At 59.3% G+C, this 23,593-nt stretch carries 19 protein-coding genes and 1 tRNA gene; 5 read left to right on the top strand and 15 right to left on the bottom strand.

Annotated elements, in window-relative coordinates; all coding sequences use genetic code 11:
- Positions 1 to 5: 5 nt before the first annotated feature.
- The 8 genes from pqqD to CKW19_RS23845 all read right to left on the bottom strand — a co-directional run bounded on the left by pqqD (position 6) and on the right by CKW19_RS23845 (position 8,088).
- Positions 6 to 281, bottom strand: coding sequence for a pyrroloquinoline quinone biosynthesis peptide chaperone PqqD (gene pqqD / locus CKW19_RS23880; RefSeq protein ID WP_095060365.1), 276 nt, complete (start codon positions 279 to 281; stop codon positions 6 to 8).
- Positions 278 to 1,030, bottom strand: a complete 753-nt coding sequence (gene pqqC, locus CKW19_RS23875) for a pyrroloquinoline-quinone synthase PqqC (protein WP_095060363.1) — start codon at positions 1,028 to 1,030, stop codon at positions 278 to 280. Before pqqC ends, pqqD begins: the two co-directional genes overlap by 4 nt.
- Positions 1,031 to 1,146: 116 nt before the next feature.
- Complete coding sequence (pqqB, locus tag CKW19_RS23870; protein ID WP_095060362.1) at positions 1,147 to 2,058, bottom strand: pyrroloquinoline quinone biosynthesis protein PqqB; 912 nt, start codon at positions 2,056 to 2,058, stop codon at positions 1,147 to 1,149.
- An 81-nt stretch (positions 2,059 to 2,139) separates the two neighbouring features.
- Positions 2,140 to 2,214: a pyrroloquinoline quinone precursor peptide PqqA gene (gene pqqA, locus CKW19_RS23865; RefSeq protein WP_003444522.1), complete on the bottom strand. Its 75-nt coding sequence runs from the start codon at positions 2,212 to 2,214 to the stop codon at positions 2,140 to 2,142.
- Between the two features lie 158 nt (positions 2,215 to 2,372).
- On the bottom strand, positions 2,373 to 4,802 hold the full coding sequence (gene pqqF, locus CKW19_RS23860; protein WP_095060361.1) for a pyrroloquinoline quinone biosynthesis protein PqqF: 2,430 nt from the start codon (positions 4,800 to 4,802) through the stop codon (positions 2,373 to 2,375).
- Positions 4,803 to 4,850: 48 nt separating this feature from the next.
- Positions 4,851 to 5,645 carry a carbon-nitrogen hydrolase family protein gene (locus tag CKW19_RS23855; RefSeq protein ID WP_095060360.1) on the bottom strand — a complete coding sequence of 265 codons (795 nt, stop codon included), beginning with the start codon at positions 5,643 to 5,645 and terminating at the stop codon, positions 4,851 to 4,853.
- 12 nt (positions 5,646 to 5,657) lie between these two features.
- A complete protein-coding gene (locus tag CKW19_RS23850; RefSeq protein WP_095060358.1) occupies positions 5,658 to 7,340 on the bottom strand; it encodes an NAD(P)/FAD-dependent oxidoreductase in 1,683 nt (560 codons plus the stop codon).
- A gap of 286 nt (positions 7,341 to 7,626) precedes the next feature.
- The gene (locus CKW19_RS23845; protein WP_046039454.1) at positions 7,627 to 8,088 is read right to left on the bottom strand and encodes an Lrp/AsnC family transcriptional regulator; all 462 of its coding nucleotides are present in this window, start codon (positions 8,086 to 8,088) and stop codon (positions 7,627 to 7,629) included.
- A gap of 185 nt (positions 8,089 to 8,273) precedes the next feature.
- On the opposite strand from CKW19_RS23845, the gene CKW19_RS23840 reads away from it, so the two are divergent.
- Positions 8,274 to 10,625 carry a glucose/quinate/shikimate family membrane-bound PQQ-dependent dehydrogenase gene (locus tag CKW19_RS23840; protein ID WP_095060356.1) on the top strand — a complete coding sequence of 784 codons (2,352 nt, stop codon included), beginning with the start codon at positions 8,274 to 8,276 and terminating at the stop codon, positions 10,623 to 10,625.
- 158 nt (positions 10,626 to 10,783) lie between these two features.
- Positions 10,784 to 11,416, top strand: coding sequence for a peptidase M41 (locus tag CKW19_RS23835; protein ID WP_095060404.1), 633 nt, complete (start codon positions 10,784 to 10,786; stop codon positions 11,414 to 11,416).
- A gap of 95 nt (positions 11,417 to 11,511) precedes the next feature.
- Here the strand turns inward: CKW19_RS23835 and CKW19_RS23830 are convergent, their stop codons facing one another.
- From CKW19_RS23830 to rpsU, 6 genes are all read right to left on the bottom strand, one after another.
- On the bottom strand, positions 11,512 to 11,820 hold the full coding sequence (locus tag CKW19_RS23830) for a DUF3077 domain-containing protein (protein ID WP_095060354.1): 309 nt from the start codon (positions 11,818 to 11,820) through the stop codon (positions 11,512 to 11,514).
- 404 nt (positions 11,821 to 12,224) lie between these two features.
- Positions 12,225 to 12,301, bottom strand: a tRNA-Ile gene (locus tag CKW19_RS23825).
- Between the two features lie 15 nt (positions 12,302 to 12,316).
- On the bottom strand, positions 12,317 to 16,063 hold the full coding sequence (locus CKW19_RS23820) for a bifunctional diguanylate cyclase/phosphodiesterase (RefSeq protein ID WP_095060351.1): 3,747 nt from the start codon (positions 16,061 to 16,063) through the stop codon (positions 12,317 to 12,319).
- Between the two features lie 121 nt (positions 16,064 to 16,184).
- Positions 16,185 to 18,032 (bottom strand): RNA polymerase sigma factor RpoD, encoded by a 1,848-nt coding sequence (gene rpoD / locus CKW19_RS23815; protein WP_095060349.1) that lies wholly within the window; start codon positions 18,030 to 18,032, stop codon positions 16,185 to 16,187.
- Between the two features lie 67 nt (positions 18,033 to 18,099).
- Positions 18,100 to 20,067, bottom strand: coding sequence for a DNA primase (gene dnaG / locus CKW19_RS23805; RefSeq protein ID WP_095060347.1), 1,968 nt, complete (start codon positions 20,065 to 20,067; stop codon positions 18,100 to 18,102).
- Positions 20,068 to 20,549: 482 nt separating this feature from the next.
- A complete protein-coding gene (gene rpsU, locus CKW19_RS23800) occupies positions 20,550 to 20,765 on the bottom strand; it encodes a 30S ribosomal protein S21 (RefSeq protein WP_002551877.1) in 216 nt (71 codons plus the stop codon).
- A gap of 199 nt (positions 20,766 to 20,964) precedes the next feature.
- On the opposite strand from rpsU, the gene tsaD reads away from it, so the two are divergent.
- Entirely contained in the window at positions 20,965 to 21,990 is a 1,026-nt protein-coding gene (gene tsaD, locus CKW19_RS23795; protein ID WP_095060345.1) for a tRNA (adenosine(37)-N6)-threonylcarbamoyltransferase complex transferase subunit TsaD, read from the top strand.
- A gap of 23 nt (positions 21,991 to 22,013) precedes the next feature.
- Here tsaD and plsY read toward each other — a convergent pair whose 3' ends face one another.
- Positions 22,014 to 22,583 carry a glycerol-3-phosphate 1-O-acyltransferase PlsY gene (gene plsY / locus CKW19_RS23790; RefSeq protein WP_095060343.1) on the bottom strand — a complete coding sequence of 190 codons (570 nt, stop codon included), beginning with the start codon at positions 22,581 to 22,583 and terminating at the stop codon, positions 22,014 to 22,016.
- Between the two features lie 74 nt (positions 22,584 to 22,657).
- Here plsY and folB point away from each other — a divergent pair, with 74 nt between their 5' ends.
- Both folB and folK read left to right on the top strand, forming a co-directional pair.
- Positions 22,658 to 23,014, top strand: coding sequence for a dihydroneopterin aldolase (gene folB, locus CKW19_RS23785; protein ID WP_095060341.1), 357 nt, complete (start codon positions 22,658 to 22,660; stop codon positions 23,012 to 23,014).
- The gene (folK, locus tag CKW19_RS23780; protein WP_095060339.1) at positions 23,005 to 23,523 is read left to right on the top strand and encodes a 2-amino-4-hydroxy-6-hydroxymethyldihydropteridine diphosphokinase; all 519 of its coding nucleotides are present in this window, start codon (positions 23,005 to 23,007) and stop codon (positions 23,521 to 23,523) included. The genes folB and folK overlap by 10 nt, the downstream gene beginning before the upstream one ends.
- Positions 23,524 to 23,593: the final 70 nt, after the last annotated feature.

Raw genomic sequence — 23,593 nt, 5'->3', positions numbered from 1 at the left:
ATGAATCAGGCAAGTTCGATCCAGTGCTGCGCACGGGCAACCTCCATGAACTGCTCGATGTCCTCACCGAGTTCGAGCACGCCGGGGAACTGCTGGTCGAGTTCGGCGATGATCGCTGCGACGTCGCGTTCGCCATCGATCAAACCGCCAATCAATGCGGCGCTGTCATTGAGTTTAATCATGCCTTCCGGGTACAGCAGCACATGGCCTTTTTGCGCCGGTTCGTACTGGAAGCGGTAGCCGGGACGCCAGGTCGGGGTCTTGCTGCGATCGAAACTCATAAGGTGATTCCTTTGTGCCAGACCCGTTCCCCGGTCACGCTGTGATACGGCGGGCGTTTCAGTTCGTAGGCCATGCTCATGGCGTCGAGCATGCTCCAAAGAATGTCCAGTTTGAACTGGAGAATTTCCAGCATGCGCTCCTGGCCTTCGCGGGTTTTGTAGTGCTCAAGCGTGATCGCCAGACCGTGCTCGACATCGCGCCGCGCCTGGCCCAGGCGGGTGCGGAAATACTCGTAGCCGGCCGGGTCGATCCACGGGTAATGCTGCGGCCAGCTGTCCAGGCGCGACTGATGAATTTGCGGGGCGAACAGTTCCGTCAGCGAGCTGCTGGCGGCTTCCTGCCAACGGGCCCGACGGGCGAAATTGACGTAAGCGTCGACGGCGAAGCGTACGCCGGGCAGTACCAGTTCCTGGGAGCGCAATTGGTCCGGGTCGAGACCAACGGCTTGACCCAATCGCAACCACGCTTCGATGCCGCCGTCTTCACCGGGGGCTCCGTCATGGTCGAGCAGGCGCTGAATCCACTCGCGCCGGATCTCGCGGTCCGGACAGTTGGCGAGGATCGCCGCGTCCTTCAGGGGGATGTTCACCTGATAGTAAAAGCGGTTGGCGACCCAGCCCTGGATCTGCTCACGGCTCGCCCGGCCTTCGTACATCGCCACGTGATACGGGTGATGGATGTGGTAGTAGGCGCCCTTGGCGCGCAGGGCCGCTTCGAATTCGGCGGGGGACATTGGGGTGTCAGTCATTGCGGTTCTCCGGGTAGGACCGGTGGATTCTTCATCGTCTGAGCTGGCCTCATCGCCGGCAAGCCAGCTCCTACATTCCCCTGTAGGAGCTGGCTTGCCAGCGATGGGACCATTCGCTACAGCACAATACTCATGCCGTCATAAGCCACTTCAACATTGCGCCGATCCAGCTCCGCACGCTCCGGTGAATCCTCATCAAGAATGGGGTTGGTGTTGTTGATGTGGATAAGCACCTTGCGCGACTCGGGCAGTTGCTCAAAGACTTCGAGCATACCGCCGGGGCCGTTCTGCGCCAGGTGGCCCATCTCGCGACCGGTGCGGGTACCGACGCCGCGACGCTGCATTTCATCGTCGTCCCACAACGTTCCATCCACCAGCAGGCAATCGCTGTCGGCCATGATGTCCAGCAGCGCCGCATCCACCTTGCCCAGTCCCGGCGCATAGAACAGTTTGCCTCCGGTGCCGAGGTCTTCGACGATCAGGCCGATGTTGTCGCCAGGATGCGGGTCGAAGCGATGGGGCGAGTAGGGCGGTGCGGCGCTACGCAGAGGCAATGGGGTGAAACGCAGGTTCGGGCAGGCCGGCACGCTGAAGCTCTGGTCGAGCTCAATGCGGTTCCAGTTCAACCCGCCATTCCAGTGAGTCAGCATGGTGAACAGCGGGAAACCGGTGCTCAAGTCTTCGTGGACCATGTCGGTGCACCACACTTGGTGCGGGCAACCCTCGCGCAGCATGAGCAGGCCGGTGGTGTGATCGATTTGGCTGTCCATCAGGATGATTGCGCTGATCCCGGTATCACGCAGGGCGCGGCCCGGTTGCATCGGGGCGAAGTCCTGGAGTTGTGCGCGGATGTCCGGGGACGTGTTGCACAGCACCCAGTTCACGCCGTCATCGGAGATCGCGATGGACGATTGCGTCCGCGCCTTGGCCCGCAGGCTGCCGTCGCGAAAACCTGCGCAGTTCACGCAGTTGCAGTTCCACTGTGGAAAACCGCCGCCGGCAGCGGAACCTAGAATCTGGACAAACATGGGCGCTCCATCATTTCAACGCTGAAAATAAAACGCCTCGGATAACCGAGGCGTTGTGCTGCTCATCTGCCAAGGCAGAGATTAGCGGCTTGCGAAGTACATGGTGACTTCAAAGCCGATACGCAGATCGGTGTAAGCCGGTTTGGTCCAGGCCATAAATCGAGCTCCTTCAAGTAGGGTGGGACAGCGCTATCTATAGGTATAGTCCACCTCAAGTGAGAGATGTTCCAAATAGTTAGGCTGCTATGTTACTCAAAATTTCAAAGGGATTGCCCGTGAATCTTTGAGAAAGCTCCTTACCGCCCCGGTAATGATCATTTTGTCGCTTGCCAAGGAGCGCCTGGTTTCGCGCAGTTGGCAAGGCACAGCCAGCCGCCTTCGGCCTGATTCAATCGCTGTGCTGCTGCGAGCAATTCAGCGCGGTCGATCTGCAGGATTGCTTCGGGCAGTTGTGTCAGGTAATCCGACGAGCGGCCGGCCAGTTTGCCCTGCCAGAGTAGGTCGGCGGCCTGGGCGGTGGGCAACACGGTGCTCGAAAACTGTTCGGCGAGCACCTGGCGCTGAGCGATCAAAACAGGGTCGTCGATGGCAGTGATCCGTTCCGGTAACCCGCCCAGAAAATGCTCGATGTGTTGCAGCAGCTCCGTTGGCGCAACGCTTGGCGATTGCACGCCGAACAGCAGCCCGGTTTGCCCATGAATCTGGCGCAGGGCGCTGAACACCGCATAACCCAGTTGCAACTCCACCCGCAGCCGTTGGTAAAACGGTGTCTGGCAGAGGTGAGCGAGTAAACGCCAGGCAGCTTCGTCGGACATTTCGTCAGTCGCTGTCGGGCAGAACAGCAGCAGTGCGTGTTCGCTGGAGCCGGTGTCGACAGTGCTCCACACCCGCCGCGAACGGATCGAAGTCGGCAACGCCGGTTGATGATCAGACGTGCCGGGTACTCGACTCAAAGCCAGCCCCATGCCCGCTTGAGTCTGAGCGGATAACCCCACGGCCAGACCATCCCAGCGAGCACTCGACCAGAGCTGCTGGACGTCATCCGAGTGCGCAGTGGGTTCTAGACAGTGGTCGGGCAACGCCTTGAGCAGTTGTCGAATCGGCATCTGTGCGGCGCTCGCCGGTTCTTCCTGTGAGAACCCCGCAACAGGCGTTGTCAGCTCTTTCAGCGCATGCTCCAGGACGATGGGCATCGGCTCCTGTAGCCCGGTCATTTTCAGCAGCCATTCATTTCCCGAAGCGCTGAAGGAAAAATCCACACCGGCCTGACGTGCGTCTTCGCGCAACGGTTGCAGGTCATTTTCCAATCGTGATTGAAGGGTGCTGCCGGGTGTCGAGTCCAGACGCCAGCGCAGATAAATCGCACCTTCCGCACCGTTGTCCGGTAGTGCCTGACTGAACTGCATCGGTGAGCGTTCGCGACGACTGCGCGAGCGATCCTGGGCAAAGGTGCGCAGGCCACGGTGGGCACTGGTCTGGCCGCGAATCAGTCCGGCGTTCGATGCCGGTGCTTCGGCGCGCAAAAAAGGATTGGGTGCCGGCAATTGCCAAGGGCCGCTGAAGTTATCCACAGCGCCAATTTGTTCAAGGATTGATTTGAGGGCTGTAACGCCGTGCTCGGTTAACCCGAATTCGCGTTGTTCGCTGTCCAGACGGGCCAATTGCAGCGCACTGCTGACCTGTTGCTGACGCTCAAGCAACGCCGCGTATTCTTCGCGTACCCCGCTCCAGTTTTGCCCGGCGAAGAAGCTCAGCCAATCCATGAGTCGTTCAGGAATTCCGGTTACCGGCGCATTGGCGGGCAAGGTGAATTCGATGTGCAGCACGGCTTGCCCGGCGAACTGGTACAGCGGGGTGGCCTTGAGTTTTAGAGCTAGCCCGCGTTCGTGTAAATCCGCCAGCAAACTGCCCGGTTTCTCGGTGTTGAGCCAATGGCACAGAAACGCCAGCGCTTCGGCAGACGACTCGGGTAGCGCTTCGAGCGTGAACAGTAAATCCAATCGCCGCTCGCCGGCCTGTTGATAACTTCTATCCGACGTTTCCATCAGGGGAGTTGGGGCTTGTTGTGCTACAACTTCGCCCTTGGCAATGACTCTGCCAAACGCGTTGGCCATCTCCCTCAATTCATCGAGACTCTGCGGTCCCGCCAGGCTCAAGGTCATCTGCCCGGTCTGATAGTAGCGCTGGTAAAAATCCTGCAAGGCTTGCTGAAACTCGGGTTGCGCAACAGGCAGGCTGTCGCGATTGCCAGCGTGAAAGCCTCGCAGTGGATGAGCCTGTGAAAGTCCGTTGAAGAGAGCAAACTGCTGCTGAGCTGTCGGATCTTGCGACCACGCGACATATTCCGCGTGCAGCACTTCCCGCTCCCGCATTTGATCGTCCGGATTCATACGCGGATGGGCGAGCATGTCTGACAGACGCTCCAGCCCATCAACGAATGCTTGAGGTGGCAATTCGAAAAAGTAGTCGGTGGTGCGTTCGCTGGTCCGCGCATTCACTTGTCCACCATGACTCTGGACGTAAGCCATCAGCCCTTGTCCCGCAGGAAAACGCTCAGTCCCCAAAAACAGCAGATGCTCGAGAAAGTGCGCCAGACCGGGCCAGGCCAGTGGCACGTCATGGCTGCCCGCAGCAACGCGCAACGCTGCCGCGCAGCGCTTCAAGTTCGGTGCATGACGCAGCGTCACCCGCAAGCCATTGGCCAGGGTTTCAGTGTGGGGGCGAGGGGGATTCAGCGCGGGCATGGGCACTTCCAGAACAGTGAAGTGCCAATGCTAGCGGATTACGGTGGGCTAGCGCTTGTTCAGGTCGCCGTAAAGCTCGGGACGACGATCAATCAGGTAGCGATTGGCGGCACGGGAATCGATCATCAGCTGTCGATTCAGCTCTGCGACGATCAGTGCCTCATCCAATCCGGCCTGGGCAATGCGGCTGCCATCCGGCGCAGCGATGCTGCTCTGGCCGCAGTAGTGGATGTCGCCTTCTGTACCGCAGTAGTTGGCGTAGGCCACATAGCATTGGTTTTCGAAGGCGCGGGCGCGCACGGTGACATCGGCGACGAAATCGAACGGAATCATGTTCGCGGTCGGCACCAGAATCAGCTCTGCACCGGCCAGGGCCAGACGTCGGGCGTTCTCCGGAAATTCCAGGTCGTAGCAGATCAGGAAGCCGAGCTTCCAGCCATTGAGTTCAACGATGGGAAAATCGTCGGAACCGGCGCTGAACATCGAGTGATCCAGATCGCCGAACAGATGGGTCTTGCGGTAGTTGCAGACGCGCTCGCCATTAGCGTCTATCAGCTGCACGGCGTTGTAGATCTGCCCGTCCTCGGTGCGCTCGGGGTAGCCATACAAAATGGCGATCCCGGCAGCCTTTGCAATACGCGCAATCTGCTGCGCCGATTCACCGTTGTGCACCTGCGCCAGCACGCTGACGGCATCGACGCCGATGTTGTAGCCGGTCAGGAACATTTCCGGCAGCACCAACAGATCGGCGCCTTTTGCCTCCAGCACAAGCTGCTGCAAGCGGTGCAGGTTGCCGGCGACATCCAGCGGCAGCGGTGGACATTGGTAAAGGGCTACGCGCATTTCGGATTCCTCTTACTCGGGCAGGGCGATCGGTCCGATCTCGTTGAACACATCTCCTGGACCCGGATTCTCGGCGTGAGTTGCACCGCCGAAATGTTTCATGATGCCCCACACCGCGTTGAGCGACGTCTGTACCGCGCCCTCAACCCAGGCCGGTGTCCACGAAACGTCGTCACCGGCGATGAAGATCCCGCGCTGCTCGGCTGGCATGTCGTCCTGCATGAAGTGCGCGTACATGCGCTGGTTGTAGCGGTAGTGGCCGGGCAGGGCGCCTTTGAACGCGCCGAGGAAATGCGGGTCGGCTTCCCACGAAACGGTGATCGGGTCGCCGATGATGCGCGCGGCGATGTCGACTTTCGGGTAGATCTTCTTCAACGCATCCAGCGCCAGCTTCACGCGTTTTTCCACCGGCTGCGGCAGCATTTTCAGCGCGTCGCTCATCCACGAGTACGACAGGCAAATCACGCCGGGTTTGTCGTCGCCGTTGTCGAACAGATAGGTGCCACGGGTCAGGCGATCGGTGAGGGTCATGCTCATCAGGTCGCGGCCGGTTTCTGGATCTTTATCCTTCCAGAACGGGCGGTCGACCATCACGAAAGTCTTCGACGACTGCATGTAGCGAGTGCGGTCCAAAGCCATCCACATCTTTTGCGAAAACAGGGTTTCGTCGCATTCGATCTGGGTGGTCAGCAACCAGCTCTGGCAGGTGGTCAGCACGGCGGCGTATTCGCGGGTGTCGCCCCAGTTGTCGGTGACGGCGAAACGGCCACCCGGCGCGTGGGAAATCTTCTTCACGCCAGTGCGTGGTGCGCCGTTGTGCAACGAGCTGAGGCTGGTGCCCGCTGGCCAATGCGCGCAACGTTCCGGCACATGACGCCAGATGCCCTGCGGAACCTGTTCCACGCCACCGACCACCAGGTGCTGGTGATCGTCGCAGTTGGTCATCACCACGCGGAAAATTTCCAGCATCGAGTTCGGGAAGTCCGAGTCCCAGCCGCCGGTACCGAAACCGACCTGGCCGAACACTTCGCGGTGATGGAACGAGAGCTTGGCGAACGCTTTGGAGGTGGCGACGAAATCGTAGAAGGTGCGGTCGTCCCACAGCGGCACCAGGGTGTTCCACAGCTCTTTCAGGCGTGGCACATCGCGGTCGCGAATGGCTTGCTGGATATCGGCAAACTGCGAACCGGCTTCTAGCGCATCAGCCCAGGCGTCAGCCACTTCCTGGAACAGCGCAGGAAGATCCGACAGCTTCTGTGCGTAATGGGTCTGGCCTTCGAGGTCGATCACCGTGCTGCCCGACGCGGGCGTCAGCGGGTTAGGGAAAGGCTTGGTTTCCAGACCCAGTTTGTCGACGTAGTGATAGAACGCGGTGGACGATACCGGGAAACGCATCCCGCCCAGTTCGGCAACAATGCCTTCGGCGCCATTGAACGCCTGAGAGCGAAGACGGCCGCCCATTTTCGAGGCTTCGTAGACGACCGGTTTCAGGCCCAGTTTCATCAGCTCATACGCCGCCACCAGACCGGCGATCCCGCCACCGACAATCGCCACTTCGGCACCGTGATTGTGCTCGGGAATGCTGCCCAAACCGGCCGGGTGTTCGATCCAGTCGTCGAAGGCGAAAGGAAAGTCGGGGCCGAAAATGGTGATTGGTTTCTTACCGTCTGCAGGATGGCGATTGTTCTTGTTCATGGCTGACCTTGCTGGCGACCCGACGCGGAATGCGCATCTGAGTATAGGAAAAGATGCCAGCCATTCTAGAGAGCACAGAACACGTTAATAAGACGCAAAGTGTCGTCGTTTTGCCATTTATCAGGTCATTCTGACAATGTTACTGCGCACACTGACCACTGTAGGAGCTGGCTTGCCAGCGAAGAGGCCGTGGAATTTTGTATTGAAGATCCGGACGCCTTCGCCGGCAAGCCAGCTCCTACAGGTCTTTGCTAGCCTGTCAGGCACCTAAAACCACCGGAAAAACTTAAACCGGCTGCCCCCGATCAATCTTGCTACTCAAGATGATCGACGTCGTGGTCTTCTCCACCCCATCCACGCTGCCAATCTGATCCAGCAACTGATCCAGCTGCTCCGGCGAATCGGTGCGCAACCACGCCACATAATCAAATTCGCCACTCACAGCACACAACTGCTGCACCTGCGCCATAGCACTCAACCGCCGCAACACCTCCTTGCCCGAACGCGGTTGCACTGTAATCCCCACATATGCCTGCAACCCGCCATCCACCACCCTCTGTCCAAGACGCACACCATAACCAGTGATTACCTTGGCCTTTTCCAAGCGCGCCAGGCGTGAAGTCACCGTGGTGCGGGCAATGCCCAATTGCCGGGCGAGCATGGCCACGCTCTCGCGGGCGTTGATCTGCAGGGCGGCAATCAACTGGCGGTCGATTTCATCGAGAACGGGTGTGCGAGTGTCAGGCAAAGGGTTATCTCCAGCGGCATGGATCAGTGCGCAAGCATGTTACAGGCAGTTTCTGTACGACGCTCGCGACGGATCCTTGATCTGGCCTCAGTACCGTTCATGACATTTCCAGCTGCGACAAATTGCCATAAGTAACTAGCTAGTACATTATTCCGCCCTTGTCACAAATGGGGAAAATGTCCGACATGAAAAATTCTGGGGCTGCCGCCGGCAGCAAATGGGTGCTGGCGGGGCTGGGTGTGTTGATTGCACTGATCGGGCTCGGTCTGGTCGGTGGCGGTGGTTACCTGATCGCGCTGGGTGGTAGCTGGTATTTCCTGCTGATGGGCCTGGCGATGCTGGCGTCCGGGCTGATGATTGCCCGGCGTAGGCAGCTCGGTGCCTGGCTGTACGGTGTCGCGTTGATTCTCACGGCGATCTGGGCTGTTTGGGACACCGGTTTTGAATACTGGCCGCTGGTCTCGCGGGTGCTGACGTTTGCCGTCATCGGTCTGGTGGTGGCGTTGATCTATCCGACCCTGGTCCGCGCTTCGGGCGCGAGCGGCGGGCGTGGCGCTTACGGCTTGGCGGGCATTCTGGGTGTTGGCGTCGTTGCGACCTTGGCCTACATGTTCGTGCCGACCCACGTGGTTAAAAACGCCACTGTGCCTGCGGTAACGCCGGTTGCTCCGGGCACCGAACAGAAAGACTGGGCCCATTGGGGCAACACCACCGCTGGCAACCGCTTCGCCGCGCTGGACCAGATCAACAAGGGCAACATCGACAAGTTGCAGGTCGCGTGGACCTTCCGCACCGGCGACATTCCGCAGAGCACCGGCGCTGGCGCCGAAGACCAGAACACCCCGCTGCAAATCGGTGACACGGTCTACACCTGCACCGCCTACGGCAAAGTCTTCGCCCTCGATGCCGACACCGGCACCCAACGCTGGAAGTTCGACCCGCAAGGCACCGCGCCCAACTGGCAGCGCTGCCGTGGCCTGGGCTATTCCGAAACCCCGGCGTCTTCAGACAATCAGCCTACAGCCTGTACGAAACGTCTGTTTCTGCCGACCGGCGATGCGCGCCTGATCGCCATCAACGCTGAAACCGGCAAGCCCTGCGAAGAGTTCGGCAATAAAGGCACCGTCGATCTGACTACTGACATGGGCGAAGTGAAGCCCGGTTACTACCAGCAAACCTCGACCCCATTGGTTGCGGGTGACGTAGTGATCGTCGGTGGCCGCGTGGCCGATAACTATTCCACTGGCGAGCCGCCGGGCGTGGTGCGTGCCTACGACGTGCGCACTGGTGAACTGGTCTGGGCGTGGGATCCGGGTAACCCGAACACCACCAAACGCCCTCCGGCCGGTGAGACGTATACCCGTGGTACGCCGAACGTGTGGTCGGCCATGTCCTACGACGCCAATCTCGGTCTGGTGTACCTGCCAACCGGTAACGCCACACCGGATTTCTTCGGCGGTCAGCGCACCGAAATGGACAACAAGTGGAACTCCTCCGTCGTTGCCATCGACGTGAAAACCGGCCAAGTGCGCTGGCATTTCCAGACCACCCACAACGATCTGTGGGATTTCGACCTGCCTGCCCAACCGCTGCTGTACGACGTGCCCGACGACAAGGGCGGCACCCAGCCTGCGCTGGCGCAAGTCACCAAGCAAGGCGAGATCTTCCTGCTCAACCGTGAGACCGGCGTGCCGATCGCTCGGGTTGAAGAGCGTCCGGTGCCGCAGGGCCATGTGCCCGGCGAACACTACTCGCCGACCCAGCCGTTCTCTGTCGACATGCCGTCCATCGGCAACAAAACCCTGACCGAGTCCGACATGTGGGGCGCCACACCGTTCGACCAATTGATGTGCCGCATCCAGTTCAAAGGCATGCGCCACGAAGGCGTCTACACCCCGCCAGGCATGGACCGCGCCCTGCAATTCCCGGGCTCGCTGGGCGGCATGAACTGGGGCAGCGTCTCGGTTGATCCGAACACTAACTACATGTTCGTCAACGACATGCGCCTGGGCCTGGCCAACTACATGATCCCGCGTGACAAGATCGGCGCCGGGGCCAGCGGTATCGAAATGGGCGTGGCCCCGCAGGAAGGCACGCCGTTCGGCGCCATGCGCGAACGCTTCCTCTCGGCAGTTGGCATTCCGTGCCAGAAACCACCGTTCGGCACCATGTCGGCCATCGACCTCAAGACCCACAAACTGATGTGGCAAGTCCCGGTCGGCACCGTGCAAGACACCGGCCCGATGGGCATCCGCATGCACCTGCCAATTCCGATCGGCATGCCGACCCTCGGCGCATCGCTCGCCACCCAGTCGGGCCTGCTGTTCTTCGCCGGCACCCAGGACTTCTACCTGCGCGCCTTCGACACCGGCAACGGCAACGAAATCTGGAAATCGCGCCTGCCAGTGGGCAGCCAGTCCGGGCCGATGACCTACGTTTCACCGAAAACCGGCAAGCAGTACATCCTGCTGACGGTGGGCGGCGCGCGTCAGTCGACGGATCGTGGGGATTATGTGATTGCTTACGCTTTACCGTAGGAGCGAGCCTGCTCGCGATGGACGTTAACGATAACGCGTACTTGCAGAATAAACGCGTCGTTCTTGAGTTCATCGCGAGCAAGCTCGCTCCTACAGTGCGCGGGGCGCTAGAGTTACTCGTAGTCGAATGCTGGAACGAAGGTTCAGATGCGATGGACATGACGAGGAAGCTGCCTCCCGCAGTACGCGAGCGTGCATTGCAAATCGCCCATCACGAAATGGGCCACTACGTCGTGGCCCGCGCCCTGGGCTTTGCCACGGGGGGTGTGACCTTGACGGTGACCAAGGATCTGCGCCACTACGGAGGGGCGACCATTACCCTGGTGCGCCCCATTTCGTCGATGGAAGCCATGAAGGAACATCTGGAAGCCCGAATGATGGTGCTCCTGGCTGGCGCTATGGCGCAAACCCTGCCCTCAAAACCCTCAGCCGCCAAACGCGTCGACAAGCGCAAAGCCACCGCCATCCTCAAAGGCGAGCAGGGCGCGGAGCAGGATTACGCAAAGGTCAGGGAGCTTCAGCATCTGCTGCGAAATATCGTCTACCCGGACACTGATCCTGCGTCGGTTGAGCGGATCGCGGCGGAGCTTAAAGAGATGACAGATCGGCTGTGGCTTCGGACTCAAAAAATCATAGAAGATCAGGCCGAGACGATTGCCGAATTGGCGGCGACATTGGTCGACGGCATGACGCTCGTTGAGCAGTGGGGACGGCCGGCGGATACGTATCAGGGCATGCTGACGGGGCCAATGCTGGAACGGCGGTTGGCCGTGCAGGCCATGCCTTCATGATGTGATTGAACTGAAGAACCGAAGCATCTGGCGCTAATCAGTCCCAAAAAGGGAACGCTCGGTCCCTGTTTGGGAATTTTCAGGCTCTGTTTGTTTTACTGATCTGCCTGCGCTCTCGTTTGCGCCGGTTTGCGCGTCAGCACCTTCACCACATCATCAATCACCGCTTTGCTCATCGTCGTCAGGTAATGCGCGGCCCAGGCATGACGGTCGGAGTTTTGAGCGTAGGCGGCGTCCACGGTGAGGGACTTGGCGAGGAACAGCAGGTCGGAGGCTTGGGCCAGAGCGTCGGCGATGGGGACGTCGCGGCAGACGTGGAATAGTGGTTGGTCCGAGAGATACAGAAAGGGGGTGAAGCCGACGGTTTTGAGTTCTGAAGGATCGGACGAGATGGGTTTGCTCATTATGTAACTCCTTAATCCAAGGAGCCGCCACGTTCGTTTCCAAGCGAATGGGTGGCAGCTGTACGCGGGTTGGAAAACCGGGGATCAAGGAAACCGGCACGCCCGAAAGCGTCCCACGCACAGCTGCCATAACACAGCCTCGCAGTCGTAAAAAACGACTGGAGTAGTGGTAGATACTGCTGCGCTTTTGATCCGACGGGTTTCCAAGCCCGATCGCTGAATGGCCAGCGACGTCCGCAGACTATCCCGTCAAAGAAAAGCGCAACAAGGCGGCAAAGTGCCCAAACAGCAGATTCGGAGTTTGCCTACAAGGTCCTAAGGCGTCATCCGATAAAGCGAAACCTTAAGTAAACAAATCTAAACGGCAGACACGAAAAAGCCGCGCATTGCGCGGCTTTCTTGTTTGGTGGGCCCACACGGACTTGAACCGTGGACCAAAGGATTATGAGTCCTCTGCTCTAACCAACTGAGCTATAGGCCCTCAGTAGGTCGCGGATTATAGCGACGGTTTCACGGCTGTGCCATCCGAAAAAGCCTTTACGTTTGTACGAAGAAACGTCGCAGCAAATTCCTCGGGGGGCAGGGGCAGGCTGACGATGTAGCCCTGGATCTGTTCGCAGCCTTCGGCGGCGAGGAATTGTTGCTGTGCCTGGGTCTCGACTCCTTCGGCGATGACGGTGAATTGCATGCTTCGTCCGAGGGCGATTATGGCTCGCACAATGGCCGCGTCGTGTGGGTCGTCGGGCAGGCCGCGGACGAAAGACTGGTCGATCTTGAGAATGTCCAACGGCAGGCGCTTGAGGTAGCTCAGGGAGGAATAGCCTGTTCCGAAGTCGTCGATGGCCAGTTGGACGCCCAATTGTTTGAGTTGATGCAGCACGGCCAAGGCCTCTTCGGCCTGGCTCATGATGAAGTTTTCGGTAATTTCCAGTTGCAGAATACCGGGGTTGAGGCCGTTGTCCTTGAGCAGTTGTTCGATTCGGCCCAGCAGGTTCGGCTGACGCAGTTGAGCCCCGGCGAGGTTGACCGAGAGCGGACCGAGGCCTTCGTACAGCTGGTGCCACTCGCGTATCTGGCGGCAGGCGGTTTCGAGGACCCAGTCGCCGATTTGCAGGATCATGCCGTTTTCTTCGGCCAACGGAATGAAGTGCTCTCGCGGCACGTCACCAAAGGTCGGGTGGTGCCAGCGGATCAAGGCTTCGGCACCGACCAGGCGGTAGTCATCGAGGCTGATTTTTGGTTGGTAGTACAGGTGCAGTTCGTTGCGTTCGATGGCGCGGCGAAGTTCGTGTTCCAGGGCCACACGCTCGCTGGCCTGGGCCGTGAGGTCGCGGGTATAGCTTTCTACGCGGTTGCGGCCCTTGGCCTTGGAGCGATACATCGCCGCGTCCGCATTCTTGATCAGCGTGGCGACGTCGCTGCCATCCTTCGGATAGAGGCTGGTGCCGATGCTGGCGCTGATGAAAAACTCATGCTCGCCGGCCTGGAAGGGCGCCGAGAAGCAGTTGAGCAGTTTGGTGGCGATGTTGTCGGCATCGGTGGGTTGTTGCAGGCCGGGCAGCAGGATGATGAACTCGTCCCCGCCCAGGCGCGCCACGGTATCGATATCACGAAGTTGCTCCTTGAGGCGTATGGCGATGCCTTTGAGCAGCAAGTCGCCGACCGGATGGCCAAGGCTGTCGTTGATATGCTTGAAGCGGTCAAGGTCGAGAAACAACACGGCGCCCTGGCCGCCATTTTCCTGCTGATTATTGAGTGCGGTCAGCAATCGGCTTTCAAACAATGTGCGGTTGGGCAGGCCGGTCAGCGGATCATGGTGTGCCTGGTAGTCGAGTTTGGCCTGGGCGTGCTTGAGGCTGGAAATGTCGGCAAACACCGCGACAAAGTGAGTGATTAATTTGTCCCGGTTACGCACGGAGCTGATGGTTAACCAGCTCGGATAGAGTTCGCCGTTTTTGCGCCGGTTGGAAATCTCGCCTTGCCAGTGTCCCTCGGCGGTCAGTTGGTGCCACATGGCCGCGTAGAACGCGCTGTCGTGCAGGCCTGAGGCAAGCAGGCGCGGCGTATGGCCCAAGGCCTCGCTTTCGCTGTAGCCGGTGATTTCAGTGAACGCCCGGTTGACCGCGCTGATGTGCTGCTGGGTGTCGGTGATTAATACACCTTCCGCGGTGCTCTCGAATACGGTCGCGGCCTGTTGCAGTTTTTCCTGCATCAGGTGCCGCTCGGTGATGTCCCGGGCGATGGTCAACATGCAGTCTTCATCGCCGATCGGCAGCGGCCGGCTGGACACTTCGCAAAGCCGGATCTGCCCGTCGCTGCGGCGGATGTGGCAGCTGAAGTCGCGGACGAAGCCATCACGATGCAACAGGTCGAGCATTTGTTTGCGTTCGTTGAGGTTGACCCAGATCCCCAAATCCAGCGCCGAACGATCCACCGACATGGCGCTGTTGAACCCGGTGATGCGGCTGAAACCCTCGTTGACCTCCAGTAGCAGGCCATCGCTTTGCCGCGACAGCAATAAACCGTCGGGCGAGGCGTGGAAGGCCTTGGCGAATTTTTCTTCGGACGTTTGCAGCTGTTGCTGGGTTTCCTTGAGCTGAGTGATGTCACGCACCACGACCACCAGCGCGGGCGTCATGTCGAGATCGAACGGCTCGGCGGAGATCAGGCCGGTAAACACTTGGCCATTGTTGCGACGGAAAGGCATTTCCAGGTTGCGGATGCTGCCGGCCTGCAGCCGCTGCAACAGGCCCGGCCCCACGCCGGGAATACCCCAGATGTTGAGGTCGGTGGCGGTGAGGCCGATGACGTCTTCGGCCCGGAGGCCAATCTGTTCTTCAAACGCTTCGTTGACTTCAAGAAGACAGCCGTCGGAAAGCCGCGCGATCACCAGAATGTCCGGGCATTGCTGGAACACCGAGGCGAATTTCTGCTCCGACAGGCGCAGCGCTTCTTCGGTGCGTTTGGCGTCGCTGATATCGATCATCAGTCCGCGCAGCACTGGCTCATGGCCGTGTTCGATCAGGCTGACGATGTCGCGCACCCACAAGCAACGGCCGTCAGCGGTGATGACCCGGTAATCGAGGGTGTGGTCACGTCCAGCCAGTACTTCGTTGTCGCAGTAGGTCTGGGCGCGGATCAGGTCGGCGGGGTGAATGATGTTGCGCCAGAAGCCCGGGATCAGCCAATGGGCCAAGGGATAACCCAGCAGTTCTTTGGCATGGGGGGACACGTAGCTGTAGGTGAAATCGTCCATCTTCGCTTCCCACGCGATAGCCGACAGGCTCTCCACCAGGCCGCGGTAATGGTATTCGCTAATGCGCAGTTCTTGCTCCAGATCGACCCGGCGGGCAATTTCCGAACTCAAGCGACGGTTGATCCGAATGACCGCCGCCAGCACGAAGGTCAACAACAGCAACCCCGGTAAGCCGTAAATCAGCAGATCGTTCCAGAACGTTCGATGATCGAGGACGTTGCCCACCCAACGTTCCTGGATGGCGCTGATTTCCGCCGGGCTCATGTCTGCCAGGACTTTGTCGAGAATGCCGACCAGAGTTTTGTTGTCGCGGGGTACGCCCATGGCCATCTGATAGCGGTAAGGGGTCTCACCGCTGACATACAGCCCGTCGAGCTTGAGCTGGCGCAGGCTCCAGACGCTGGAGGCCAGATCCCCCACAACGGCGTCTACTTCATCGGTCGCCAATGCCTGCAACGCCGAGCTGACGTTGGGCATCGCCACTAAGTTGAGATCGGGATTGTGTGTGCGCAAGAGTTCGTGGGGCGCGTAGTTCTCCACGACGGCGATTTTCAGCCCGTACAGATCTTCGATTTTGCGCGGTTGCGGGCCTCCGGCATGGGCCAGGATGACAATCGGAAAGTCCAGGTAAGGACGGGTAAAGGACAGAAAAGCCTGGCGTTCGGGCGTCGACATGATGCCGGGCAGCAGGTCCAGCTTGCCCTGTTTGGCTTGCTGTAGGACGACGGACCAACTTACGGGTTCAACGGGTGTGAGCTTTACGGCCAATCGCTGGCGTATCACCTGGATATAGTCGGCAGCCAAGCCCTGATAGCGACCCTGATCGTCGCGAAACTCAAACGGGGGCCATGAGGCATCGACACCCAGGCGCAAGTCCGGATGAGCCGTCAGCCAGCGACGTTCTTCGTCTGTGAGAGTCAGCGCGCCAGCCGTTGCGGTCCAGGTCATCAGCGACAGCAAAAAAAGCACGGTCGGCAATCTGGGCATAACGGTCTCGTTATGGCTCGGGGGAATGCTTCGAGTGTAGACGGGCTATGGGTCGGGAGGCGGAGGCGCGGGGATTTATCTGCACAAAACAAAACCCCCGGCCTGGGCCGGGGGGTTGTGTTTACTCGTCGAGGAAGGAGCGCAAATGCTCGCTTCTCGTCGGGTGGCGCAGCTTGCGCAGCGCCTTGGCTTCGATCTGACGAATCCGTTCACGGGTCACGTCGAACTGCTTACCAACCTCCTCGAGGGTGTGGTCGGTATTCATGTCGATACCGAAACGCATGCGCAATACCTTGGCTTCACGGGCAGTGAGGCCGGACAGTACTTCGCGAGTCGCTTCTTTAAGGCTCTCAACGGTGGCAACATCGATTGGCGACTGCATGGTCGAGTCTTCGATGAAGTCGCCCAGATGGGAGTCTTCGTCATCACCGATCGGGGTTTCCATGGAGATCGGCTCTTTAGCGATCTTCAATACCTTGCGGATTTTGTCCTCAGGCATTTCCATGCGTTCGCCCAGCTCTTCCGGGGTCGGTTCGCGACCCATTTCCTGCAACATCTGGCGGGAAATACGGTTGAGCTTGTTGATCGTTTCGATCATGTGCACCGGAATACGGATGGTGCGGGCCTGGTCGGCGATCGAGCGAGTGATCGCCTGACGGATCCACCAGGTGGCATAAGTCGAGAATTTGTAGCCGCGACGGTATTCAAACTTGTCTACCGCTTTCATCAAACCGATGTTGCCTTCCTGGATCAAATCGAGGAATTGCAGGCCACGGTTGGTGTACTTCTTGGCAATCGAGATCACCAGACGCAAGTTCGCTTCAACCATCTCTTTCTTCGCGCGGCGGGCCTTGGCCTCACCGATCGACATGCGACGGTTGATGTCCTTGATCTCGGCGATCGTCAAGCCGGTCTCGGTTTCCAGCGCGGTCAGCTTCTGCTGGCAACGGACGATGTCCGGTTGCAAGCGACCAATGGCTTCAGCGTATTTGCTTTTGCCTTTGGCCAGAGCGTCGCTCCAGCTTTCGTCAACTTCGTTGCCCGGGAACTGGCGCAGGAAGTCGGCACGCGGCATGCGTGCATCACGAACGCACAGCTGCATGATTGCGCGCTCTTGCTGACGCAGGCGATCCAGGGCACTGCGAACACGCTCGACCAGGCCTTCGAATTGCTTCGGCACCAGTTTGATCGGCATGAACAGCTCGGCCAAGGCCAATAGCTCGGCAATCGTTGCCTTGTTGTTGCGACCGTGCTTTTTCAGCGCCTTGCGGGCGATTTCCATCTGATCGGCGACAGCACCAAAGCGCTGTGCAGCGATGACCGGATCCGGACCGCTTTCGGCTTCTTCTTCGTCATCGGAAGATTCGGCTTCATCGTCGTCGGTGTCGTCATCCGCTTTCACCGCTTTCGCGTCGACCGGTGGCGGCACTTCCGCTGCCGGCGGCGCAATGCCGTCGTCCGGGTCGATATAACCGCTCAGGACGTCAGACAGGCGACCACCTTCGGTGGTAACGCGGGTGTACTCGGAGAGAATATGATCAACCGTGCCAGGGAAGTGCGCGATAGCGCCCATCACTTCACGGATGCCCTCTTCAATACGTTTGGCGATTTCAATTTCGCCTTCACGTGTGAGGAGCTCTACTGTTCCCATTTCGCGCATGTACATGCGCACCGGGTCGGTAGTGCGACCAATGTCGGTCTCGACCGCTGCCAACGCAGCAGCTGCCTCTTCGGCCGCCGCTTCGTCGGTATCGGCGTCGGCCAGCATAAGGGAATCCTTATCTGGCGCAACCTCGAATACGTTGATCCCCATGTCGTTAATCATGCGGATGATGTCTTCCACCTGTTCCGGATCTGAAATATCCTCCGGCAGGTGGTCGTTGACCTCCGCGTAAGTCAGGTAGCCCTGCTCACGACCAAGTGTGATCAACTCTTTGATACGAGACTGCTGTTGCGCTTTTCCGGACATAACACCCTATCCACTGAAGGTCTTGGCGGGCAAAAAACAAGCCGAGGATTATACCTGAGCTATGACCTCACGCGCCAGTTGAGGTCGGGCTTGATGCGGAAACATTGCGACTTAATAGGTCGCGCAGTTGATTTTTCTCGTCGCTGGTCAGTTCGCTTTGACGTGCTTTCCTGAGAAGTTGTTCCAGGTTTCGCTCGCGTTGGCGCGCTGACAAGCTAGTTATGGTGTCAAAAAACTGTTGTTCAAGGTTATCTCCGTCTATCAGCCATTCCTTTTCCGCCAGGGCTCTGAGCAAGCGACCTTGCTCCGTGCCGTGCCAGCGTGCGATCAACTGAATTGAGTTTAGCTTGGGATTCTTTTGCACGGCTTCGAGCAGCGCCACCAGCAATTGCGTGTTGGTGTGGTCCTCGGCGGCAAAGTGCCCGGCGTCCTCGACTTTTTCCGCCAACTGCGGGTGATGCAGCAGCGTGCGCAAGGCGGCGAGGGTTGGCGGCTCTACAGCGGCAGGCACCCGCGGGGCGCGAGGTTGATCGCGATCACCGCCACGTTTGCCATTTTTGTCCCAGGGTTTCTTGTCCCATTTCTTGCCTCCTGCACCAGGTTTCTTCGGCGTCCATTCCTGCTGCGGCACATACATTTCCTGCGCCTGCGGCTGATGATAGTCGCTGTAATCGGGCATCGCGTCGTAATCGATACCCGGATCGTAGGCCGGTGGGGCTTCCTGCGGGGCGCTTTGGGCCAGCTGGCTCACCGCTTCGCCGCTCAGGCCGGTGATTTCGCTCAGGCGCTGACGCATCAGGATGCGCAGGTTGGCCCCGGGGACTTTGTCGATCAGCGGCGCGGCGAGGGTGGCCATGTGGGCCTTGCCTTCGAGCGAGCGCGGGTCGGCTTCTTCCGTCAGTTGCTGGAAAAAATAATCTGCCAATGGCTGCGCGTGCTGGTTGATCCGGGCGCGGAAGGCATCGGTGCCTTCGGAGCGAACCAGCGTATCCGGGTCTTCGCCTTCGGGCAGGAACAGAAAACGGGCACGACGCCCGTCCTGAAGGCTCGGAAGCGTTGCTTCCAGCGCTCGCCAGGCGGCATTGCGGCCTGCCTGGTCGCCGTCGAAGCAAAACAGCACGTTGGGCACGACGCGAAACAATCGCTTCAAGTGCTCTTCGCTGGTGGCGGTGCCCAGTGTCGCGACGGCATTGCGCAGGCCTTGCTGGGCGAGGGCGATGACGTCCATGTAGCCTTCGACGACGATGATTTCGTCGAGGTTGCGGTTGTTCTTGCGCGCTTCATACAGGCCATAGAGTTCCTGACCTTTATGGAAGACCGGGGTTTCCGGGGAGTTCAGGTATTTCGGTTTGTCATCGCCCAGTACCCGGCCACCAAAGGCAATGATGCGGCCGCGGCTGTCGCGGATCGGGAACATCACGCGATCACGAAAGCGATCGTAGCGTTTGCCGGTTTCGGCGTTCTCGATCAGCAAGCCAGCATCGATCATGGCTTTTTGTTGCAGGGTATCGCTGCTCAAGTGCTTGAACAGGTTGTCCCAGCCGGGTGGTGCAAAGCCGAGGCCGAAGTCCCGGGCGATTTCACCGGTCAGCCCGCGACCTTTTAGGTAGTCCACGGCGGCTTTGCGCGATGGATGGCTTTTGAGGGCCTGACGATAGAAATCGGCGGCGGCACTGAGCAGCGGGTACAGCGGCGAATTGGTCGGTTGCCGTGGCTTGTGCGGCCGCCCGCTTTCTTCGCGGGGGATCTCCATGCCGGCCGCTTTGGCCAGTTCTTCGACAGCCTGGACGAAATCCAGGTTGTCGTGGTCCATGATGAAGCCAAGGGCGTTGCCGCCCGCGCCGCAACCGAAGCAGTAATAGAACTGTTTGTCGGGGCTGACGCTGAAAGAGGGTGTTTTTTCTTTATGGAACGGGCAGCAGGCGGTGTGGTTCTTGCCGGCTTTTTTCAGTTGCAGGCGCGAGCTGACCACGTCGACGATGTCGGTGCGGTTCAGAAGGTCGTCAATGAAGCTCTGGGGAATTAGCCCGGCCATGGCGTTCTCGTCATCTGCGCTGATAGGAGCCCGAAACGAAGGGTGACCGAACGCGGGTCATTGTGTGAGGCGCGCAAGATGTGCGGCTCGACCAGTGTCGTCTGCGTATTCGCTGTCGGGAAGTGTATCTGCCGAAAATCCACTGACGTTAGTGCCAATCAGTATTCGACGGTTTGAAAATGTTGCGCTGAATCCGGCTGCGACCAATCAATGGTCTCGGATAGCTCACAATTTGGCACGCATGCAGGTGCCTTGGGCTGATCGTCGTGAGAGGAATCAGTGGGTGTGCTCGTCAGTAGCCTTGAAAGGCTCGTCAGAAAAGACGTGCACCGCTGGCAAAAGAGCCAGGTCTGACGCGGTGAAGCAGATTTGTCTCGGTCGCGTCTGCGGCTTCGACAGTGAAGCATCAAGCGTTTTACGCAAATGCCATAAGCCCGGCTGAGGGCCGGGCTTGGCAGAAGCTTGCTACGATCGTCTGTGTATTAGTACAGACGAACGGCGCGGCGCTGTTCGCGCTGAACTTTCTTGGCGTGACGCTTAACAGCGGCTGCTGCCTTGCGCTTACGCTCAGAAGTTGGCTTCTCGTAAAATTCGCGGCTACGAACTTCAGCCAGTACACCGGCTTTTTCGCAGGAGCGCTTGAAACGACGCAGAGCTACGTCGAAGGGTTCGTTCTCTTTTACTTTGACGGCTGGCATCCAGAGCTACCTTCATTCATTACCGGGGTCAACATCCTCGCGGCAAAAGAGCACTTGAAGACGTCGGTTTTTAAGGGTTGCGGATGTTAACCCCTCATCGCTCGGAATGCAAAGCCTCTGATCGAAAACCGCTGGTCGGGGCATCACGCGACGACTATTATGCGCGCCTTCGAATTCAGCCTAAACAAGGCGCAAACCCATGCTAGTACTGGGATTAGAAACCTCCTGCGACGAAACTGGTGTCGCATTATATGACAGTGAACGCGGCTTGCTGGCCGACGCGCTGTTCAGTCAGATCGACCTGCACCGTGCCTATGGGGGCGTGGTGCCGGAGCTGGCCTCGCGGGACCACGTCAAGCGCATGCTGCCCTTGATTCGTCAGGTGTTGGCCGAGGCGGACTGCGTGCCGACCGAGATCGACGCGATCGCTTATACCGCGGGTCCTGGCCTGGTTGGTGCCTTGTTGGTGGGGGCTTCCTGCGCCCAGGCGCTGGCCTTTGCCTGGGGTATTCCGGCGCTGGGCGTGCACCACATGGAAGGCCATTTACTGGCGCCGATGCTGGAGCCAAAACCGCCGGAATTTCCGTTCGTCGCTTTGTTGGTGTCGGGCGGTCATACGCAGCTGGTTCAGGTCGACGGAATCGGTCAATACACGCTTCTGGGCGAAACCCTGGATGACGCGGCAGGCGAAGCCTTCGACAAGACCGCGAAGATGATGGGTCTCAATTATCCTGGTGGACCGGAGATCGCTCGTCTGGCGGAGCAGGGCGTTGCAGGACGTTTCGTGTTCCCGCGTCCGATGTGCGACCGCCCGGGCCTGGATTTCAGCTTCAGTGGCTTGAAAACCTTCGCTTTGAATACCTGGCAACAGTGCGTCAGCGCCGGGGACGACGGCGAGCAAGCCCGTTGCGACATCTCACTGGCGTTCCAGCAGGCGGTGGTGGAGACTTTGACCATCAAGTGCAAGCGTGCCCTCAAAGCGGCTGGCATGAAGCGTCTGGTGATCGCTGGGGGCGTCAGTGCCAACAAGGCTCTGCGTACTTCATTGGAAAAAATGCTCGGCGACATGAAGGGCGATGTTTTTTATGCTCGCCCTGAGTTTTGTACCGATAATGGCGCGATGATCGCGTTTGCCGGTTGCCAGCGCTTGCAGGCCGGTCAGCAGGAGAGCCTGGCAATCAGCGTGCAGGCGCGTTGGCCGATGGAGCAATTGTCGGCGCTGTGATGAGCGGCGCTCACGTGCGGCATTTAAAAATGCCGTTCGCGCCCGGCAAACAGGTCACGTAGATTACCGCGATGACGCCAGACGATCAGTGCGGTGAGTGCGCTCATGGGTAGCAGCGCTGCCGGCTCTTGCCAGGCCAGCAGCGGCAGGGTCAGCGGTGTGGCGATCAAGGCGGCCAGGGAGCTGGTGCGGGTCAGATAGAACGTCAGCAGCCAGGCGCAGACCGCCAGCAGTGCTGCTGGCGGATACAGGCCCAGCAACATACCGGCAGCAGTGGCGACACCCTTGCCACCGCGAAAACGGAAGTACACCGGGAACAAATGGCCGATGACGGCGCTGACGCCAATCCATGCCTGCTCTTGCAGTGAAAGCCCGGCAATGCTTGCAATCAGTACGGGCAGCAAGCCTTTGCAAAGGTCGCCGAGCAGGGTCAGGATCGCGAGTTTCCTGCCTGCGACGCGCAACATGTTGGTGGCGCCGGCATTGCCCGAACCACTCATTCGCGGATCGGGGTTACCGGTCAGGCGGCTGAGCAAAATGGCAAAGGACAGAGAGCCGAGCAGGTAGGCGAGGATCGCCAATAACCAAAACATGCTAACTATTCCGGGCGAGGACGCCCTGATTCTAACGGCGCATTGCGCCCTTGTCGTGTAGCGGAGAGAAGTGCTTGGACAGAGTGTTTATCGAGGGCCTGGAAGTCGATACGGTGATTGGTGCCTACGACTGGGAGCGAGGCATCCGACAGTGCTTGCGACTTGATCTGAGCTTCGCCTGGGACAATCGCCCGGCCGCTGCCGGCGATGACCTGGCGTTGGCGCTCGACTACGCAAGCGTTTCCTCGCGCATTCAGGCCTTTGCCGAGCAGGCGCAGTTTCAGTTGGTCGAAACCTTTGCCGAGCGTCTGGTTGCAGTGCTGATGAGCGAATTCAAGATCACCTGGATGCGCCTCAAGCTGACCAAGCCCGGTGCGGTCCCGGCTGCCACGGGTGGTGTGGGTGTGGAGATCGAGCGCGGATGTCGCTGACTCAGGTGTACCTCGGGCTCGGTAGCAATATCGAGCGCGAAACCCATTTGCTTGCCGGGCTGGAGGCGTTGTCGGGGTTTCTGGCGGACATTCATTGTTCGCCGGTTTTCGAAAGCCAGCCAGTCGGGATCAAGAGCGGGCCGTTCTTCAATTTTGTGGTATCGGCTTACACCGATCTGCCACTGATGGAACTGGATCGTCGGCTAAAGTTTATCGAGGCGGATAACGGTCGTTATGCGCCTGATCGCCGGGGTTTGCCGCTGGATATCGACGTGTTGCTGTTCGGTGATCTGGTGGGGAATTTTGACGGTTTGATCTTGCCGCGGGCAGAAATTCTGAAAAATGCGTTCGTTCTGTGGCCGTTGTCTTTGATTGCGCCGGATCGTGTACATCCCGGAGTAGGCAAAAGTTTTTCCAGGCTGTGGGATGAATCGCAGATTGATCAGGTGTTGGCGCCGGTGGCTTTCGAGTGGCGTGGTGAGCAACTGACACCCTCTAATTTACTGTAATGACAAATATCGCAGCCTTCGGCATCTCCTGCATGGATTGATGTGCGTCCTGTAGGAGCTGCCGAAGGCT

The sequence above is a fragment of the Pseudomonas sp. Irchel s3f7 genome (assembly GCF_900187615.1).
Classification (GTDB): domain Bacteria; phylum Pseudomonadota; class Gammaproteobacteria; order Pseudomonadales; family Pseudomonadaceae; genus Aquipseudomonas.
The sequence above is the reverse complement of the archived record's forward strand: the minus strand, read 5'-3'. Positions and strand labels throughout refer to the sequence as shown.

Coding starts and splice junctions, on each gene's coding strand:
- pqqD (WP_095060365.1), bottom strand. CDS start 281: ATGAGTTTCGATCGCAGCAAGACCCCGACCTGGCGTCCCGGCTACCGC.
- pqqC (WP_095060363.1), bottom strand. CDS start 1,030: ATGACTGACACCCCAATGTCCCCCGCCGAATTCGAAGCGGCCCTGCGC.
- pqqB (WP_095060362.1), bottom strand. CDS start 2,058: ATGTTTGTCCAGATTCTAGGTTCCGCTGCCGGCGGCGGTTTTCCACAG.
- pqqF (WP_095060361.1), bottom strand. CDS start 4,802: ATGCCCGCGCTGAATCCCCCTCGCCCCCACACTGAAACCCTGGCCAAT.
- CKW19_RS23855 (WP_095060360.1), bottom strand. CDS start 5,645: ATGCGCGTAGCCCTTTACCAATGTCCACCGCTGCCGCTGGATGTCGCC.
- CKW19_RS23850 (WP_095060358.1), bottom strand. CDS start 7,340: ATGAACAAGAACAATCGCCATCCTGCAGACGGTAAGAAACCAATCACC.
- CKW19_RS23840 (WP_095060356.1), top strand. CDS start 8,274: ATGAAAAATTCTGGGGCTGCCGCCGGCAGCAAATGGGTGCTGGCGGGG.
- CKW19_RS23835 (WP_095060404.1), top strand. CDS start 10,784: ATGACGAGGAAGCTGCCTCCCGCAGTACGCGAGCGTGCATTGCAAATC.
- CKW19_RS23830 (WP_095060354.1), bottom strand. CDS start 11,820: ATGAGCAAACCCATCTCGTCCGATCCTTCAGAACTCAAAACCGTCGGC.
- CKW19_RS23820 (WP_095060351.1), bottom strand. CDS start 16,063: ATGCCCAGATTGCCGACCGTGCTTTTTTTGCTGTCGCTGATGACCTGG.
- rpoD (WP_095060349.1), bottom strand. CDS start 18,032: ATGTCCGGAAAAGCGCAACAGCAGTCTCGTATCAAAGAGTTGATCACA.
- dnaG (WP_095060347.1), bottom strand. CDS start 20,067: ATGGCCGGGCTAATTCCCCAGAGCTTCATTGACGACCTTCTGAACCGC.
- rpsU (WP_002551877.1), bottom strand. CDS start 20,765: ATGCCAGCCGTCAAAGTAAAAGAGAACGAACCCTTCGACGTAGCTCTG.
- tsaD (WP_095060345.1), top strand. CDS start 20,965: ATGCTAGTACTGGGATTAGAAACCTCCTGCGACGAAACTGGTGTCGCA.
- plsY (WP_095060343.1), bottom strand. CDS start 22,583: ATGTTTTGGTTATTGGCGATCCTCGCCTACCTGCTCGGCTCTCTGTCC.
- folK (WP_095060339.1), top strand. CDS start 23,005: ATGTCGCTGACTCAGGTGTACCTCGGGCTCGGTAGCAATATCGAGCGC.